This is a genomic window from Actinoplanes sp. NPDC051470 (genome assembly GCF_040682035.1).
GTDB lineage: Bacteria > Actinomycetota > Actinomycetes > Mycobacteriales > Micromonosporaceae > Actinoplanes.
Genome location: NZ_JBFBAA010000024.1, coordinates 117,879 through 135,088, shown reverse-complemented (window position 1 = coordinate 135,088; position 17,210 = coordinate 117,879). Strand labels below are relative to the sequence as shown.

The 17,210-nt window shown below is 70.9% G+C and carries 18 protein-coding genes; 8 read left to right on the top strand and 10 right to left on the bottom strand.

Features of this window, described 5'->3' with window-relative positions:
* Positions 1–58: 58 nt before the first annotated feature.
* The 3 genes from AB0M54_RS33795 to AB0M54_RS33785 form a co-directional block, all read right to left on the bottom strand.
* Positions 59–466 (bottom strand): arsenate reductase ArsC, encoded by a 408-nt coding sequence (locus AB0M54_RS33795; RefSeq protein ID WP_364333259.1) that lies wholly within the window; start codon positions 464–466, stop codon positions 59–61.
* Positions 459–1,196 (bottom strand): MIP/aquaporin family protein, encoded by a 738-nt coding sequence (locus AB0M54_RS33790; protein WP_364475797.1) that lies wholly within the window; start codon positions 1,194–1,196, stop codon positions 459–461. The genes AB0M54_RS33795 and AB0M54_RS33790 overlap by 8 nt, the downstream gene beginning before the upstream one ends.
* Before the next feature lie 73 nt (positions 1,197–1,269).
* On the bottom strand, positions 1,270–1,641 hold the full coding sequence (locus tag AB0M54_RS33785; RefSeq protein ID WP_364333253.1) for a metalloregulator ArsR/SmtB family transcription factor: 372 nt from the start codon (positions 1,639–1,641) through the stop codon (positions 1,270–1,272).
* A gap of 154 nt (positions 1,642–1,795) precedes the next feature.
* Here AB0M54_RS33785 and AB0M54_RS33780 point away from each other — a divergent pair, with 154 nt between their 5' ends.
* The 5 genes from AB0M54_RS33780 to AB0M54_RS33760 are packed head-to-tail and all read left to right on the top strand — an operon-like array spanning position 1,796 to position 5,423.
* A complete protein-coding gene (locus AB0M54_RS33780; protein WP_364333250.1) occupies positions 1,796–1,942 on the top strand; it encodes a hypothetical protein in 147 nt (48 codons plus the stop codon).
* A gap of 9 nt (positions 1,943–1,951) precedes the next feature.
* Positions 1,952–2,281 carry a metalloregulator ArsR/SmtB family transcription factor gene (locus AB0M54_RS33775; protein ID WP_364475795.1) on the top strand — a complete coding sequence of 110 codons (330 nt, stop codon included), beginning with the start codon at positions 1,952–1,954 and terminating at the stop codon, positions 2,279–2,281.
* Entirely contained in the window at positions 2,278–2,784 is a 507-nt protein-coding gene (locus AB0M54_RS33770; RefSeq protein ID WP_364333244.1) for an N-acetyltransferase family protein, read from the top strand. Before AB0M54_RS33775 ends, AB0M54_RS33770 begins: the two co-directional genes overlap by 4 nt.
* 12 nt (positions 2,785–2,796) lie before the next feature.
* The gene (locus tag AB0M54_RS33765; RefSeq protein ID WP_364475793.1) at positions 2,797–4,203 is read left to right on the top strand and encodes an FAD-dependent oxidoreductase; all 1,407 of its coding nucleotides are present in this window, start codon (positions 2,797–2,799) and stop codon (positions 4,201–4,203) included.
* Entirely contained in the window at positions 4,200–5,423 is a 1,224-nt protein-coding gene (locus AB0M54_RS33760) for an MFS transporter (protein WP_364475791.1), read from the top strand. The genes AB0M54_RS33765 and AB0M54_RS33760 overlap by 4 nt, the downstream gene beginning before the upstream one ends.
* 28 nt (positions 5,424–5,451) lie before the next feature.
* On the opposite strand, the gene AB0M54_RS33755 is transcribed toward AB0M54_RS33760, so the two are convergent.
* The 3 genes from AB0M54_RS33755 to AB0M54_RS33745 form a co-directional block, all read right to left on the bottom strand.
* A complete protein-coding gene (locus AB0M54_RS33755) occupies positions 5,452–6,339 on the bottom strand; it encodes a DMT family transporter (RefSeq protein ID WP_364475789.1) in 888 nt (295 codons plus the stop codon).
* Between the two features lie 127 nt (positions 6,340–6,466).
* On the bottom strand, positions 6,467–7,156 hold the full coding sequence (locus AB0M54_RS33750) for a response regulator transcription factor (protein ID WP_364475787.1): 690 nt from the start codon (positions 7,154–7,156) through the stop codon (positions 6,467–6,469).
* A complete protein-coding gene (locus AB0M54_RS33745; RefSeq protein WP_364475785.1) occupies positions 7,153–8,361 on the bottom strand; it encodes a histidine kinase in 1,209 nt (402 codons plus the stop codon). The genes AB0M54_RS33750 and AB0M54_RS33745 overlap by 4 nt, the downstream gene beginning before the upstream one ends.
* A gap of 175 nt (positions 8,362–8,536) precedes the next feature.
* On the opposite strand from AB0M54_RS33745, the gene AB0M54_RS33740 reads away from it, so the two are divergent.
* Positions 8,537–8,947, top strand: coding sequence for a DoxX family protein (locus tag AB0M54_RS33740; protein ID WP_364475783.1), 411 nt, complete (start codon positions 8,537–8,539; stop codon positions 8,945–8,947).
* A gap of 87 nt (positions 8,948–9,034) precedes the next feature.
* Here AB0M54_RS33740 and AB0M54_RS33735 read toward each other — a convergent pair whose 3' ends face one another.
* Positions 9,035–9,754: an NUDIX hydrolase gene (locus AB0M54_RS33735; RefSeq protein WP_364333223.1), complete on the bottom strand. Its 720-nt coding sequence runs from the start codon at positions 9,752–9,754 to the stop codon at positions 9,035–9,037.
* A 154-nt stretch (positions 9,755–9,908) separates the two neighbouring features.
* Here AB0M54_RS33735 and AB0M54_RS33730 point away from each other — a divergent pair, with 154 nt between their 5' ends.
* Together AB0M54_RS33730 and AB0M54_RS33725 are read left to right on the top strand one after the other, a co-directional pair.
* Positions 9,909–10,391, top strand: a complete 483-nt coding sequence (locus AB0M54_RS33730) for a CU044_2847 family protein (protein ID WP_364475781.1) — start codon at positions 9,909–9,911, stop codon at positions 10,389–10,391.
* 8 nt (positions 10,392–10,399) lie between these two features.
* On the top strand, positions 10,400–13,369 hold the full coding sequence (locus AB0M54_RS33725; RefSeq protein ID WP_364475779.1) for a trypsin-like peptidase domain-containing protein: 2,970 nt from the start codon (positions 10,400–10,402) through the stop codon (positions 13,367–13,369).
* A gap of 5 nt (positions 13,370–13,374) precedes the next feature.
* On the opposite strand, the gene AB0M54_RS33720 is transcribed toward AB0M54_RS33725, so the two are convergent.
* The 3 genes from AB0M54_RS33720 to AB0M54_RS33710 all read right to left on the bottom strand — a co-directional run bounded on the left by AB0M54_RS33720 (position 13,375) and on the right by AB0M54_RS33710 (position 17,171).
* Entirely contained in the window at positions 13,375–14,607 is a 1,233-nt protein-coding gene (locus AB0M54_RS33720) for a hypothetical protein (RefSeq protein WP_364333214.1), read from the bottom strand.
* A 175-nt stretch (positions 14,608–14,782) separates the two neighbouring features.
* Positions 14,783–15,271 (bottom strand): hypothetical protein, encoded by a 489-nt coding sequence (locus tag AB0M54_RS33715; protein WP_364475777.1) that lies wholly within the window; start codon positions 15,269–15,271, stop codon positions 14,783–14,785.
* A 124-nt stretch (positions 15,272–15,395) separates the two neighbouring features.
* Positions 15,396–17,171, bottom strand: coding sequence for a CocE/NonD family hydrolase (locus tag AB0M54_RS33710; RefSeq protein WP_364475775.1), 1,776 nt, complete (start codon positions 17,169–17,171; stop codon positions 15,396–15,398).
* Between the last annotated feature and the right edge of the window lie 39 nt (positions 17,172–17,210).

The window sequence follows — 17,210 nt, the reverse complement described above, 5'->3', positions numbered from 1 at the left end:
GCGAACGCGGGACAGCCGTAGCTGGTGTGGCGGCCAGGGTTTGAAGCCTCGCGGGTGGTCAGGCGGCCGGGATGAGGTCGGCCAGCAGCTCCTCGACGCGGGTCCTGATGTTGTCGCGGATCGGGCGGACGGCTTCGACGCCCTGGCCGGCGGGGTCGTCGAGTTTCCAGTCCTCGTAGCGTTTGCCGGGGAAGACGGGACAGGCGTCGCCGCAGCCCATGGTGATGATGACGTCGGAGTCGTACGCGACGTCGTACTCGAGGATCTTGGGCTTTTGATCGGTGATGTCGATGCCGACCTCACGCATCGCCTCGACGGCGGCCGGGTTGATGGTCTCAGCGGGGGCGGAGCCGGCCGAGCGGACCTCGACGCGATCGCCGGCGAGGTGGCGCAACCAGCCGGCGGCCATCTGGGAACGGCCGGCGTTGTGCACGCAGACGAACAGCACGCTGGGCTTGTCACTCACGGGAAGAGACTCCTTCGGGTACGAGGACGTCGCCGGCCGCCCGGCCGACGGTGGGATACAGGGCCAGCAGCAGCCCGACACCGGCGATCAGCCCGACCAGCTGGGCGACGACGAAGCCGGGCACCGAATGCGGGGCGATGCCGGCGAAGGTGTCGGTGAACGCCCGGCCGATGGTGACCGCCGGGTTGGCGAAGCTGGTCGACGAGGTGAACCAGTAGGCGGCGCCGATGTACGCGCCGACCGCCGCCGGGGCCACCGCGGCGCGGCCGGAGCGGGCGAGGGCGAAGATCAGCAGGAGCAGCCCGGCGGTCGCGACCACTTCGCCCAGCCACAGGTGCCCGGCGCTGCGGTCCTTCTGCGACCAGGCCACCGCGTCCAGGTCGAACATCAGGTTGGCCAGCACCGACCCCGCGATCGCCCCGGCGATCTGGGCCACGATGTAGCCGCCGAGGTCGCTTCCGGTCAGGCCGGTGCGGGTGCGGCGGCCGAGGAACCAGTCGGCCGCGGACACGACCGGGTTGAAATGCGCCCCGGACACCGGACCGAAGGTGAGGATCAGCGCGCCCAGCACGAGCGCGGTGGCGATCGAGTTCTCGAGGAGCTGCAGGCCGACATCGTCCGGCGACAGGGTGGTGGCCATGATGCCGGAGCCGACGACGGCGGTGACCAGCAGAGCGGTGCCGAGGAACTCGGCGAGCAGCCGGCGCCACAGGGCGATCTGGTGCGTCAAGGCGATACTCCGGTCTGGTCAGGGCTTGTCATCTGCTGACTAAGTTGTCCGGGTCAAGCGCGGGCGTGACGGCTCATCCGTTGTCGTCGACGGCGAGCAGCGTCGCCAGTTGGCGCATCAGGCCGGGCCGTGGCCGGTAGTAGACCCAGCTCGCGCGGCGTTCCGCGTCGACCAGGCCGGCCTCGCGCAGGGTCTTCAGGTGATGGGAGATCGTCGGGCCGGACAGCGCGAACGCCGGGGTGAGGTCGCACACGCAGATCTCCCCGCCGGGCGCCGAGGCGATCATCGACATCAGCTGCAGGCGGACCGGATCGCCGAGGGCCTTGAACGCGGGCGCGAGCGTGCCGGCCACGGCGCCGTCGAGCTTCTGCTGGGCCATCGGCGGGCAGCACGGCACATCCGATCCGGCGTCCGCCGGGGTCACCGCGACGGCTGACTTTGACATGCGTCGAGGTTGACACATATCTAATCCGCGTGCAAACCTCGGTTTCGACAGTCATCGAGTTCGAGACTTCTCGAATCCACGGAGGATGCGCCATGACTGAGACCAGCACCCCGTTCCCGGGGCACGCGGTCACGACCGGGCAGGGTTGCTGCGGATGACCGCCGGCCTGGACGTCGTGGTCGGCGCCGTGGCCGGCTACCGCAGCCCCACCGGCACCGCCGACCGCGCCGACACCGCCACGCTGCTCGCGGCCACCACCGAAGCCGCTACACTTTCATCGTTAATCGGCGATGAACGATGAAGGTGTGTGATGGGCGACCTCCTCGACCGCGCGACCGCCGAGACGTACGCGTCATGGTTCCGCGCCCTGGCCGACCCGACCCGGGTGCAGATCGTCGAATATCTGGCCCGGCAGGCCAGACCGATGCCGGTCGGGGAGATCGTCGCGGCGGTCGGGCTGGCGCAGTCCACCGTCTCGCAGCACCTGAAGGTCCTCACCGAGGTGCGGTTCGTGCTCGTCGACCCGGTCGGTACCGCCCGCCACTACCGGATCAACACCGACTGCATCGCCTGCTTCCCGTCGGCGGCGGATGTCGTGATGGGCCGCCCCGCCCCCGCCACGATCGGCGACTGCTCGTGAGCGACCTGACCATCCGGCCCATGACGCCGGCCGACGCCGGCGCGGTGCTGGCCATCTACCAGGCCGGCATGGACGGCGGGAACGCCAGCTTCGAGCACACCGCACCCGGCTGGGACGCGTTCGACGCGAGCAAACTGCCCGAACACCGGCTGGTCGCCGCCGACCCGGACGGCGCCGTGCTCGGCTGGGTCGCCGTCTCGTACGTGTCGCCCCGGGTCGCCTACCGCGGTGTCGTCGAGCACTCCGTCTACGTCGACCCGTCCGCCCGGGGCCGCGGGATCGGCCGCGCGCTGCTGAACGCGCTGATCGCCTCGACCGAGGCGGCCGGCATCTGGACCCTCCAGTCCGGGGTCTTCCCGGAGAACACCGCCAGCCTCGCCCTGCACCACGCCTGCGGCTTCCGCACCGTCGGCGTCCGCGAGCGGGTCGGCCGGCACGCCAGCCAGAACAACCGGTGGCGCGACGTCATCTTCATCGAACGCCGCAGCCCCGCCATCACCTAGGAGACCTGCCTCATGAACGAGAATCAGCTTCCCGTCGTGGTCATCGGCGCCGGACCCGTCGGCCTCGCCGCGGCCGCCCACCTCGCCGAGCGCAACCTGCCGTTCCTCGTCCTCGAGGCGGGTGACGGTCCCGCCGCGGCCGTCCGCGACTGGGGCCACGTGCGGATCTTCTCGCCGTGGCGGTACAACGTCGACGCCGCGGCCGCCCGGCTGCTGACCGAGGCCGGTTGGGTGCGCCCCGACGACGACGTGCTGCCCACCGGCGCCGCGCTCGCCGCGGACTACCTGCAGCCGCTGGCCGATCTGCCCGCCCTCAAGCCACATGTCCGTTACGGCGCCCGGGTCGTCGCGGTCACCCGCCTCGGCCTCGACCGCGTCCGCACCACCAACCGCGAGCAGACCCCTTTTCTGGTACGCCTGGACGACGGCACCGACATCCTGGCGCGGGCCGTCGTCGACGCCGCCGGCACCTGGACGATCCCCAACGTGCTCGGGGCGTCCGGCATCCCCGCGCACGGCGAGACCGGCGCGGCCGCGTACATCGACAGCGCCCTGCCCGACGTCTTGGGCTGCGACCGCGACCGTTTCGCGGGTCGGCGAATTCTCGTGGTCGGCGCCGGCTACTCCGCCGCGAACACCCTGATCTCGCTGGCCGAACTCGCCGGGCAGGAGCCGGGCACCACCATCACGTGGGCGATCCGCGCCACTTCACCGGCCCGCAGCTACGGCGGCGAATCAGCCGACGCCCTCCCCGCCCGCGGGGCGCTGGGCAGCGTCCTGCGCGAGCACGTCGAGGCCGGCACCATCGCCCTGTTCACCGGGTTCGGCATCCGGCGGATCAGCACCAGCGGCGACGAGGTGACCGTGTCCGACGGCGAACGCACGATCACGGTCGACCGGATCGTGTCCGCGACCGGCTTCCGCCCCGACCACGCCGTCACCGCCGAACTGCGCCTCGACCTCGACCCGATCCTCGGCTCGACCCGCGCTCTGGCCCCGCTGATCGACCCGAACGAGCACTCCTGCGGCACCGTCCCGCCGCACGGCGCCGACGAACTCGGCCACCCCGAGCCCGGCTACTACGCCATCGGCTCCAAGTCCTACGGCCGCGCGCCCACGTTCCTGATGGCCACCGGCTACGAGCAGGCCCGCTCCGTGGTCGCCGCCCTGGCCGGCGACTGGGAAGCCGCGCGTGACGTGCAGCTCGACCTGCCCGAGACCGGCGTCTGCAACAGCAACGCGCCCGTGGACAGCGACCGCGTCGACAGCGCCGGAGGCAGCTGCTGCGGAACCCCCGCGGCCGTGGCCACGCCCGAGCCGACCGGCCGCGGTCTGGCCACCGGCATCTCGGGAGGCCTGCTCACCGTCATCGACGTGTCCACCAACACCGACGACGAGGCCGGCGGCTGCTGCCCGTGACGTCCGCCCGCACGGTGGCCTCCCCAGCCGCCGGGCGGGCGCGATCCATCGTCGCGGCGCTCGCCGTCACCCAGACCGTCGGCTACGGCACCCTCTACTACGCCTTCGCGGTCTTCCTCACCCCGCTCGCCGCCGACCTGCACACCTCCACCACGGCGATCACCGGCACCTTCACCGCCTCGGTGCTGGCCTCCGCCGTGGCGGCGGTGCCGGTCGGCCGGTGGCTCGACCGGCACGGCGGCCGCGCCCTGATGACCGGCGGATCGCTGCTCGGCGCGGTGCTGCTGGTCGCCTGGTCCCAGGTGGACAGCCTGTGGCAGCTCTACGCCGTGCAGATCGGACTCGGCGTCGCCGGGGCGGCCAGCCTCTACGAAGCCGCGTTCGCCGTGATCATCGCCTGGCACACCCCGGCCCGGCGCTCGGCCGCGTTGCTCGCCCTGACCGTGGTCGCCGGGTTCGCCAGCACCATCTTCCTGCCCCTGACCGGATGGCTCGTCGACCGGCACGGCTGGCGCACCGCCCTGCTCGTCCTGGCCGTCATCCAGGCCGTAATGACCATCCCGCTGCACGCCGCCGTCATCCGCGCCGCTCCCGGGCACCCCGCGAACCACACCGTAGCGCCGCCGATCCGGCTGCGGGCGGTCCTGACCGACCGCGGGTTCTGGCTGCTCGCGGTCGCCTTCACCGCCCACACCGCGGCCATCGCGGTGGTCACCGTGCACCTGGTCACCGCCCTGATCGGCTGGGGCCACCGGACCACCTTCGCCGCGACCGCGGCCGGGCTGTTCGGCGTCCTGTCGGTGACCGGGCGTCTGGTCACCACCGGGCTGCACCGCCGCTACCGCCTCAGCCGGGTGGTCGCCGGCATCTTCGTCGTGCAAGGACTCGCCGCCGCGGCCCTGCCCGTGGCCGGCCGCAACCCGGTCGCGGCGATCACCGCGGTCATCGGCATCGGGCTCGGCTTCGGCGTCGGCTCCATCGCCAAACCGATCCTGCTCGCCGACCGCTACGACACCCGCCGCTACGCCACCATCGCCAGCCTGCTCGTCGTACCCATGACCATCGCCAAAGCCACCGCACCCCTGGCCGCCGCCACCTTGCACACCAGCTCCGGAAGTTACGCCGGCGTCTTCACCGCTACCGCCACGGCGTGCATCATCGCCGCCATCGCCCTGCTCGCACTTCAGTTCGGCATCAGCAAGGCCGGCAGAGCTTCCTGACCGTGCTGTTCGCCGCCGGACCGAGGCATCAGGCGCCCGCGTGGGTCACGACCGCTCGCCCGGCCCGGGTGGAGAGTGCCGGCGGCGTGTTCGGGGTCGCCGGTCGGGGCGAGGTGCGGGCGGCCAGGCCGGTGACGCCGATCGTTGCGAGTGCCGCCGCGGCCAGCGCGATTACGGGGCCCGTGGCGCCGAAGCGGAAGCCCTCGCCCAGCATCAGGATGCCGACCGTGGTGGCGACCACCGGGTTGGCGACGCTGACCATCGCCAGCGGCGCGGCCAGGCCGCCGTTGCGGTAGGAGAGCTGGCTCAGGCCGAGTCCGGCGGCCGCGAAGACCGCGATCATGGTCAGGGTGGGTACGGAGGAGGCGCCGATCCCGCCGTACGCGATGGCGACCGTCTCGGTCTTGATCATCACCGAGGCCACGCCGAACGCCGCACCGGAGGCACCCGCCAGGAGCAGGCTGCGGACCAGCGGGGATGAGGTCAGCCGCGCGGCGCCGGCCAGCATCGCCAGCCCGGCCACCGTGAGCGAGCTCAACCACCGGCCCTCGGCGCCGGTGAGGACGGCCGGCACCTCCGGTGTTGCGGTCACCGCCAGGATGCCGGCCAGGCCGACGACGGTGAGCCCGGCGTCACGCCAGGCGCCGGCGGTGACCCGGCCGCGGGTCCGGGCGGCGATCGGCAGCGCGAACAGCAGGGTCAGCGCGCCGAGCGCCTGCACCACACCGACCGTGCCGTAGCCCAGCGCGATGACGTGCAGGCCCGCGCCCGCGCCGGTGAGCAGCAGCGTCAGCAGCCAGCGCGGCGCTCCGCGGTGACCGGCGGCGGCGAGCTGCTCCTGCACGACGGCGCCGGCCGCGTAGCTGACGGCGGACAGCGCCGCGAGCAGGGTCGCGAGTCCGATGCCGCTGATCATCGCCGGGTCCGGGTCCGGGTCGGTGCGGGGTTGCGATTCATGTGTTCAGCCTGCCGTCGATCGCCCCGGATGGCGTCCTGCCTGCGCAGGCTTTCCGGCTACCACGGTGGTGGTAGCGCCGGACGGATCAGCCGGCCGGCGGCGGGTGGCCGGGCCGGACCAGGCCGCTCTGGTAGGCGATGACCACGAGTTGCGCCCGGTCGCGTACGCCGAGCTTGGTCATGGCCCGGTTGACATGGGTCTTGGCGGTCAGCGGCGACACGTACAGCCGCTCCGCGATGTCATCGTTGGACAGCCCGGCCGCGACCAGGGCGAGGGTTTCGCGCTCCCGATCGGTCAGCGCGCTCAGCTGGGCCGGAGTGGTCAGCGGCGCCGGCTCCGGTGAGTCGAGGAATCGGGCGATCAGGCTCTGCGTGGCCCTGGGGGACAGCAGGGCCTCACCGCCGGCGACGATCCGGACGGCCTCCAGCAGGTCGGCCCGGTTGACACTCTTGCTGAGGAAACCGCTGGCCCCGGCACGCAACGCTCGCAGCACGTTCTCGTCGATCTCGAAGGTGGTCAGGATGAGCACCCGGACCCCGGCCAGGTCCTCGTCCGCGGTGATCAGCCGGGTGGCCTCGATGCCGTCCAGTTCCGGCATCCGGATGTCCATCAGGATCACGTCGGCGCGAGTGCTGCGGGCCAGGGCGACCGCTTCCCGGCCGTTCGTCGCCTCGCCGACGACCTCCAGATCCGGCGCGGAGTCGATGAGCACCTGGAATCCCGCGCGGATCAGGGCCTGGTCGTCGGCGAGCAGCACCCGGGTCTGCTTCGTCACGTCGATACTCCCTGGTTGTCGGGCGCGGGCAGGAAGGCCCGCACCGCGAACCGGCCGCCCGCACCGGGGCCGGCGTCCAGTGTGCCGCCCACCGAGGCCGCCCGCTCGCGCATACCGGTCAGCCCGTGCCCGGTGGGCCGACCGGCGGACTCGGCGAGGCCGGGCTCGACCCGGTTCTCGACGGCGATCGTGAGCCCGGTCCTGGTGTAGCCGAGACTGAGGTGGGCGATGGGCGCGCCGCCATGCCTCCACGCGTTGGTCAAGGACTCCTGCACGATCCGGTACGCGGCCAGGTCGACCGCCGAGGGCAGGGGCCGCGCCTCGCCGTTCTGGCGATGCTCGACCCGCAGGCCGGCGGCGGCCACCGAGTCGAGCAGCCCGCCCAGCCGGGCCAGGCCCGGAGCCGGTTCGGTGGACGCCGCCGGGTCGTCGTCCCGCCGCAGCACGGTCAGCACGGTGGACAGCTCCTCCAGCACGGTCCGGACGGCGTCCCGGACGTGGGACAGGGCCTCCTCGGCCTGCTCCGGCTCCCGCCTCAGCACGTGCGACGCCACCTCGGACTGCACGCTGATCAGCGCGATGTGGTGCGCCACGACGTCGTGCAGCTCGCGGGCGATATGGAGCCGCTCCTCCGTGACCCGGCGGCGGGCCTCCTCGTCACGACTCTGCTCGGCGCGCAGGGCCCGGTCCTTGACCGCCGCCACGTACGCGCGCCGGGTCCGTACGGCGTCACCGACCGCGACGCCCATCCCCATCCAGCCCAGGTCCTCCAGGCTCTCCGAGGAGTCCCAGCCCTGCCCGGTGAACACCACCGCGGCCAGGTAGACGACCAGGGCGGCGGCGCCGCCCGCGGCCCAGGCGGTGGTGCGGCCGGTACGCGTGGCCACGGTGTACGCGCAGATCACCGACACGGCGGTGAGTACGTAGATCTCGCCACTGGTGGCCACCGCCCAGGCCGCCCCGGCCGCGACGACCCCCAGCACCGGCACCGGCCAGTGGTGCCGCAACGTGATCAGGAGGGCCGCGGCCGCCGCCACCAGCACGTCCCGCGGTGACAGGCTGCGGCCCGGAATGCTCCGGGGCCCCACCAGCACCGACACCAGCGACGCGACGCCGACGAATGCTCCCAGCAGCGCCTCCGCCACCTGCGGGTGGCGGGCCGCGGCCGCCCGCACACGCGGCAGCCAGGTGTTGAGCTGGGCCATGCCGATCACCGTACGCCGTCACGGGTCCCGGCTTCGTCGTCTCCAGGTGGTACCGCCCGCCTTCCGGCTACCACAACCGTGGTAGCCGGAATGACCATGACCGGAGGACGCGGAACGTACCCCCGCCGGACGATCGTTTGGCCCGTCACCAGGCTTTCTTCGCTTAGGAGTTCCCGTGGATCGGACCTCGGCCAGAATCGGCGCCATCGCGCTTTGGGCGCTTCAGATCGCCCTCGCGGCGGCGTTCATCCTCAACTTCGGCCCCGGCAAGGTGTTCGGCAGCGAGCAGGCCGTGCAGACGTTCGCGGACATCGGCGCGGGACAGTGGCTCCGCTATCTCACCGGCGCCCTGGAGATCGCCGGCGGCATCGGGCTGCTCATCCCGCGTCTCAGCGGGCTCGCCGCCCTGGGGCTGGCCGGCGTCATGAGCGGGGCCGTCCTCGCCGAGATCCTGTTCCTCGACGCCGACGTGCTCGTCCCGCTCATCCTGCTGGCCGCCGTCCTCACGATCGCGTGGTTCCGCCGTGCCCGCACGGTGGCGCTGCTGGGACGGCTACAGCGCACCAGCTCACCGGTGGGGCGCTGAGCCGCGGCTGAGCCGGCGATCGACCGGGCGCTGACCGCGAGGTGGCCGGCCGGCGGGCTGATCTTCTCGGCCTTGGCCGGGGTGGAATCAGAGCAGGCCCCGGGCCGTGGCGATGGCGTAGGCGGCCAACAGGCCGCCGTCGCTCACCTTGCCGGACGCGATCAGGTCGCGTAGCTCGTCGGCGGTCACCAGGCGGAACTCGTCGATGCCCTCGATCGTGGCGCCGTCGGGCAGGGCGCCGTACGAGTCGACGTCCAGCCGGGCCAGCCACAGCTCGCACGGATTGTCGTCGGTCAGCCGGCCCAGGAACTCCGTCTTCTGGGCGGTGATGCCGATCTCCTCCCGCAACTCCCGGATGGCGGTCTCCGCGCCCTTGTCACCAGGTTCGGCGAAGCCGCGGGGCGTCTCCCACTGCCAGTCGCGGATGTGGTGCCGGAACTGGCGGGTCAGCAGGATCCGGCCGTCGCTGAAGATCGGCAGGACCACGGCGCCCTCGCTGGTCGTCTGCGCCACCCAGCGGATGTACGGACCCGTGTAGCCGTTGCGGAACCGGACCGTGTCTCGCATGGCGATGAAGAAGGCGTCCTCGTAGATCACGCCCATGTCGCCGTACTCCTCAGGCCGGCCGAGCTCACGGAGCTTGGCTGCGGAGCGGTTGGCGACGTCTTCCTGAACCTCCGGATCGAACACGAGCTCGTAGGCCGCGCCCTCGGGATTGGCGAACAGGGCCGGCCGCTCGGCGCGGAGTTTGTTGTAGCGCGCGAGCCGCTGAGCGCGTCGGGCGCGCGTGGCGTCGTCTGTGGTCAAAGTTCCTCCGTCGGGTTCGTACCGGCAGCCTAAGACATGCGGCCGACCGGTCCGACCTCCTTGGGCTGTCGGTGCGATGACAACGGTCCGGCCGTGCGATCACTTATGGACGCGGGTACTGATACTGATGGAGTCCCCAGCATGAGGAGGCCAAGTGGATCGTCTGGACGGCGGCGCGCTACCCGCGAACCGCGACATCGTCGACCTGCAACTCGACGACGGCACGGTGATCCCGGTCGAGGTGACGATCGAGCCCACCGGCGATTTCGCCCCGGGTGGCCGCAGCGACGCGAGCTTCGGTGACTGGCTGAGTGGCGGCCGGCGCGCGCCGCTCGGCCGTACGCCCACCGTCAAGGGCATGGCCCGTTGGGTGCAGTCCCAGTTGGAGGATGTCGACACGTTGCTGCCTGACCGGGTCAGCCTGGAGATGGGCGTGAAGTTCGTCGCCAAGTCGCCCGACCTGGTGACACCGGTGCTGGGCCAGGTCGGCGGAGAGGCCACCCTGCTCGTACGCCTCGAATGGGACCTCGGCCGAGCCGGCGCCCAGCAGACTCCGCCGCCGCAGCCGGAGAGCGACCAGGACGACGACCGGCCGGATGCAGACGACCAGCATCCGGCCTCCGGCGTGGACGGCTGACGCGGCCGATGTCGACCGCACTCGACGCCCTGGCGCGGCGCTCATTGGTCCAGATCCGCCTGGATCGCGAGCACTATCGGGGCGTCGGTTTCGTCATCGCGCCGGGCCTCGTTGTGACCAACGCACACGTCGCAGAGGAAGGCATCCAGGTCTGGTACGGGGGCGAGCCGCACGAGTGCACCGTGCGGCGTTATCCCGCCGAGCGGGCCAACGGTTCCGAATGGCCCTGGCCCGACCTGGCCGAACTGGCCGTGCCGACGCTCGAGGCGGATCCGGTGCTGCTCGGACCGCCGTTCACCGGTGCGGGCGACATCGAAGGCCTGGGTGAAGTGCGAGTGCCCACCTTCGACCTCGCCTACGTGGCGACCGGCCCGGAACGCCTCGAGCCGATCACCAAACGGCTCGTGGTGTCGATCACGGGTGATGGCCTGATCGGTCTCGGCGGTGGGACGCTCGACCTCGGCATGAGCGGCAGCCCGGTGATCGACATGCGCAGCGGCCGGGTCCGCGGCGTCGTCAAGTCGGCCGCCTGGGCGCAGGCTCAGGTGCAGTACGGCGCCAAGGTGCCGACCGGCGGCTGGATGATCCCGTTGACCGGCTCGCACACTCCGGCGTCCTGGTTCGAAAGCAATGCCGCCGCCAATCCGCCCGGCAACCGATGGCGCCTGGTCGCGGCCGACGCCGAGCGCGTTCAGCAGGAACTCTTCCGGCGTACGGAGCCGCCCGCGGAGATCACGCCGGCCAATCTGCTGGACCCGGACACCGGTGTGACCCCGTTCGAACCGATGGCCGAGCTCGACGAACTGCTGGACTGGTGCCGCACCGAGGGCCGGACGGTGGTCCGGCTGGTCTCAGCCACCTCGGGCACCGGCAAGAACCGGGTCGCGCACGAGCTCTGCGACCGTCTGCGAGGCGAGGGGTGGGCCGCCGGCATCCTCCGCCCGTCGTTCCGGGACGCCGGGTGGCTCCGGACCCTGGCTCAGGCGCTGGAGCGGGAACTGCAGGTCTGCGTCGTCGTGGACGACGCCGAGCATCGTGGCCCGGATGTCGCGGCGATCCTGCGGGAGGTGAGCGACGCGCTGGACGCGGCGCCCGCCGGACTGCGATTGACGGCCCGGGTGGTGCTGCTGTCCCGCAACGACCCGGACCGGTTCGAGGAAGAGTTCCTGAGCATCGACATCGACGACGACGAGTTCGCCCGGTGGATCCGATCGGTGCAGAAGTCGCCGATTCTGCTGCCGCAGATGCTGCCGGACGCGCCGGCTGTGCTGTCGCGCGCATGGCGGGCTTTCGCGTCCCGGCTGGGGGTGGCGACCGAGGCGGAACCGCTGTGGCCGCGGGATATCTCCGCGAGAACCACCCTGGACCTCTACGCGATCGCTGTCGACGAGGTGCTGTCCGCCTTGCCGGGCTACGAGCAGGACCACCGCGGCTCGATGGATCCGCTCGAGACCATCCGCCGGCATCAGCTGAGGTACTGGTCGCGGAGGTTGAGGGACGCCGATTACCAGTTGCGGGCGCCGCCGCCGAAGCCGGTGACCCGCCCGAAGGCTGGTTCCGGGCCGGTCCACATTTCGCTGATTACCGCCGAGGCATGGCTGCTGGTGCCCACGCTCGTCGCATCCACCGACGAAGCTCCCTTCCGCCAGGTCATGACCAGGGCCGCGCTGGCCCTCGGTGCGCCGGGTCTGGACGAGATCGACACGCTGCTCAAGCTGTATCCCGTCGCCGCGGACCGCCGCCCGGCCGCACTGACACCGGATCGGCTCGCCGAGATCGTCTTCCGGCACGTCTGCCGGGACTTGGACGAGTTCACGCTCTGCGCTCTCCTGGCTGCCGTCCTCGTCGGCGAAGGGGCCGATGTCCATCTCGGCCTGAGATTGATCTGCCGGTCGCGGGCCGATCCGGACACTGCCGGCGACGCGGCGCACGACCGGATCGACGCTGCCTTGACTACGTTGCTGGCCGAATATCCGCGAGAGTTGCTGCCGGCGCTCACCCGGGTGTGCGGCGAAGTGCCGCACATGGCCCCACTGGTGAAGCTGCTGACCGTCGCGGCCGAAGAGAGCGAGCTGGATGTTCTGCCGCTGGTCGAGGAACACCTGCCGGACGACGGGCGGGGGTTGTCGCCGTTGGCCGTCGTCGTGCTGCGGAGGCTGGCTGACGCCACCGCCGGCAACGACGACCACAGTCTGTTCCGCCGGGTGTCATGGTGGCGCCGGCTGAGCCTGCATCAATATCACCTCGATCGGGACGAGGCACTGAACACCAACCAGGACGCGATCAACGAGTGCCGCGTGCTGCAGGCCCGGGGTGAGCGGCACGCCGCGACATTCGCCAGGCTGCACGGCGACCGGGCACTCTTCCTGCTGCGGCAGGTGCAGGCCCAGCGGGCACGCCAGGAGGGCAACGGACCGATCGGTGACGCGCTGATCAACGGCGAGATCGCCGTCCGGGCGTACGAGAAGCTGGGCCGGGAGAACGAGACCGCCCTCGCGGACGTGCTGCACAACCAGGACATCCTCTATTCCGTACGGAAGCGGTCGAGGCAGGCCCTGCAGTACGGCCGGAGGGCCTTGCGCCTTTATGGCGAGAACGGTCCGCGTCGTTCCCGCGCGGCGGCGCATTCCCAGGTCGCCGAGGACCTCGACGGCTTGGGACGCGTGGACGAGGCGCTGGTGGACAGCAACCAGAGCGTGGCCATCCTGACCGACCTCTTCCGCGAAGCGCCGTCGGCGTACGCAACCGACCTGGTGCGGGCGCTGGGCCAGCGTGCGTACATCCAGTTGCACAAGGGGACAGGGGACCGGCGGGAGGGCAAACCGGGGGCTACCGCACTGCTGGTCGATGCCCGGAAGGATCTGGTCCGGGCAGATCAGATTCTGCGCCGGTGGTCTCCGGTGCACGAGCCGGGGCTGGAAATATTTCTCCGTCGCGTCGGGGTGGTGCTGGAAAAGCACCTGGACCGGATGAGGTGACCGGGTCAGTCGCCCACGGTGACGCTCGTGCCGGCGATGATCCGGGTGTTCGGCGTCTGTGAGCGGTCGTCCTGATCCATGTACGGTCCGGTGCTGGTGCCCAGCACCGGCATGTGCAGGTTGTCGAAGAGGGTTCGGCTCTCGGGGCCGGCCGCATGCAGGCGTACACCGCTGGCGCCGTTGCTCTCATCCCGGACCGCGCTGATCTCGGCCTTGAGATCGGAGCCGAGGATCGAGTAACGCACCTCTGCGTCCCGATCGGTGCCGCCGGTGAAGGTCTGCTCGACGATCACGTGCAGTTCGTCGGCGAAATTGATGATGCTGCCCATCAGCGGATCGACGGGGGCATTGCCGGCGGCCTTCGCCTCGGCCAGTTCGCGCAGCATCTTCTGCCGTGAGTCGAGATCGAGGATGTCGGTGACGGCCTCGACCGGGATGTTTTGCCACACGGTGTCGTTGATCAGACTGGGATCGATCGACGTGCTGTTCGTCGTCGAGATCCACGATGGCAGCTCGACCAGATCGTCGTTGCGCGGACCGGAGACCGCGATGGCGATCGCCATCGGCACGGCCACGTGGTACGCGGCGCTGGCCGATCGTTCCACGAAGTCGGTCGCCTCGACGGTGTCGCGGTCCGTGTCCTGCGCGGCGAGCAGGCTCTCGTACTCCTCGCGGAGTGACTTGTAGAGCACGACCGGCTGTTCCTGGGCCCAGTCGCGCATGGTCCGCAACGTGCGGACATAAGCTTCCGGGGTGCCGGCCGCGAGCCGGTTCAGCCGCTGACCGATCCGAGCCAGGAAGCCCTTCTTGAAGTTGGCGGCGACCGTGTCCGCGGAGAACTCGACGACGTAACCGTCGGTCACCTCGTCCAGCCAGTCGCCGTAGGCGGGCGGCGGCACGTTGACGACCTTGCGGTTGACGTGATCGGCTTGGATCTGCCGGAACGAGGTCACCGGTTCGTGGTGGAGCGTGTCGCGGCGGCACACCCGCACGTCACCGCGCCGTAGCAGCGCTCCCAGGTCGGTGCTCCGGAAGGCGGAGCCGCTCTTCTCGGCGAACAGCGAACGCAGCATCGGGCTGTTCAACGTGTGCGAGTCGGCGATGATCAGCGGCTCGGCCTGGACCGCGGTCATCAGCACGCGCGAGCGCAGGTCTTCGCGCTGCGAGAACTCGATCGGGACATGCAGGTTGACGTCGCTCAGGAATACCGAGAAGTCGTGGTCGCCGCTGTCCGCCATGAGAATTCCTCGCGCTCTCGTTGGGGAAGGACCATGCAACAACCAATACAACTCAGTGTCAACGGTTGATCACTCGTTGGTGGAGGCCTGTCATTCCTGATGTCAGCACTGTGGAGCTCGCCCGATGATCTCGGGCGAGCTCCGGCGGCACGAGCGGGACTGGTGACGACCAGCGTCAGGAGGCCGAGCAGGCGGCGGTCAGGTTCTTGATGGCGGCGTCCAGCTTCTTCTTGCTGGGCTTGGCCTTGGCCGACTCGTTGTACTCGTCGCTGAGGGTCCGCATTTCCTTCTGGACCTCGTCGGCGGCGGCGCTGACCTTCTCGTTGGCCTCGATGGAGTGTGCAACGACCGCGGCTGAGCCGGCGATCCACTGGGCGCTGACCGCGATGTGGCCGGCCGGCGGGCCGATCTTCTCGGCCTTGGCGACCTTCTTCGCGTTGTCCTTGATGTCCTTCTGGATGTTCTCGCAGGCCTTCACGGTGGCCGCGTCGTTGGTCGCCTCGGCGGCGGGGCTGCTGGGCGCGGTGTCGGCCGGGGCGGCGCTCGAGGCGGCCGGGGCCGGCGCGGGCGCGGAGGTGTCCGCGTCTGACTGCGTGTCGCAACCCGACAGCGCGAGCACTGTCGCGATGGCTGAAACGCCCAGGGTGAGCAGGGTCCGGTGCATTGATGTTTCCCCCATGATCCTCATATCGGGCCGGACCCTATCAGCCGCGGTCGATGATCCGGATCTATTAATGGGGGGTCGACGCAACGGGGGAGCGGGCGGCCCGCCCCCCCGTCGCGCCGGCTCAGCTCCCGGCGCGGACAGCGAGCGGGAACGTGCCCTCGCCGATGGTGGTGAGGGTCCGGGTGTACTGCCTCAGGTAGGTGTCGAGGAACGGCGACCGGCCGCCCTGGGTCGGGTTGTCGGCCCGCGGGTTCTGCAGCCCCAGGGTCAGCCGCGCGCGGGTGACCTGGATCGTGTTGCCGCTCGGGGTGTCGAGCCAGCTGCCGCTGCCGATCGTCCCGATCTGGACCCGGAGCTGGTGACCCACCTCGAAGGTCCAGTCGGTGGACTTCAGGTCGAAGGCGACCCGGCCCGCCTGCTCGATCAGCGCCACGTTCTCGTCGAACATGACCGCGGTCCCGTCCGGAGCCACGTCCCACAGCTTCACCATGACGTTGCCGGTCGCGCCGGCCTGCAGGGTGATCCGCGGGGTGGCGGTGATCCGCACCCGGGACGTGGCCGGCGTGGACCAGATGGAGTAGCTGCTCCGGTCCTCGGCCGCGAGGCTTCGCGCGGCGGGCGGGGCCGGGTCGGTGGCGTGCTCCATGTCCCACTTCTGGCCGGCCGGTGCGGCCAGCGTGGTGGCGGCGCTGTCGTCGACGTACGCGCCGTCTCGCAGTTTGGCCGTGATGTACGCGGCCGGCTTCGGCCAGGTCGGCTGGGCCCGCCACGCGCCGGTGTTGTCCTCGATGGCGAAGGCGGGATCCTGGACGGCCGGCTGCTCGCCCTTCAGGTAACGGTCGTACAGGCGCATGACCTCGTCGAAGAAGCCGGCGCGGCCCTGCAGCAGCTGCCCCTGGCTGTTCGTGTCGTTGCCGCGGACGTGCTCCCACTGCCCCATCCAGCCCCGCTCGGTGCCGTGGTGGTTGTCGAGGTACTCCTCAACATCCTCGGGCTTGGTGTTGTTCTCGATGAAGCCCTGGGTGAGGAACAGCGGGGTGCTGGTGTTCTTCGCCTTCGCCGCCAGGTTCCGGGCGCGCCAGTAGGGTGCGGCGGGGTCAGGTTCGTTGTTGTTCGTGAGATTGTCGGTCAGGCAGTTCGGGTGACTTTCCTCGTACGCCGCGTTGGCCTGGTATCGGCCCGAGTCGTCGGCGAGGGACGGCATCGTGGCGATGCTGTTGTAGGCGTTCGGGGTGCCGGTCACGTTGGGCCGGGGGACACCGTTGCTGAACAGGTAGTTGTACATGTCCCACAGCGGCTCCTGGGCGACGACGGCCCGCAGCGCGCCCAGCCGCAGGTTGTTGCCGACCAGACCGGTCACGGCGTCGTACGACTTGCCGTACATGCCGACCTTGCCGGTCGACCACGCCTGGCTCGCCGCCCACTCGATCGCGGCCTTCACGTCCGCCTGCTCGCCGGGGCCGACCCAGTCGAGGCAACCGGTGCTGCCGCCGAAGCCGCGCAGGTCGACCATGACGTAGGTGTAGCCGCGGGCGAACAGATTGGTGCCGCTGGTGAAGTCGGCGAACCGGCTGGACGGGCCGGTCTGGGCCCACCCCTCGGGCCCGGTCTGGCCGGCGTGGTTGAAGTAGGGGCCGACGGCCAGGATCACCGGGGTCTTGGCGCGGGGCGAAAGGTTCGCGGGCCGGAGCACGTCGGCGTGGAGCTCGACGCCGCTGTGGTCGGCCGACGGGAAGTAGGCCTCGGTCCAGACCGCGCCCTCGGGGACGCGAGGATTGTCGGCGTGGGTGACGCCCGGCGGGGCCGGGGCGGCGGCGGTTGCCGGGCCGCTCACCGCGAGACTCGCCATCATGATCAGCGCGGCGGCGGCGGACATGGCCGGCCTGCGTACGTTCATCTGACCCTCCGTGAGCGATAGACCACTATCTCTACGGGG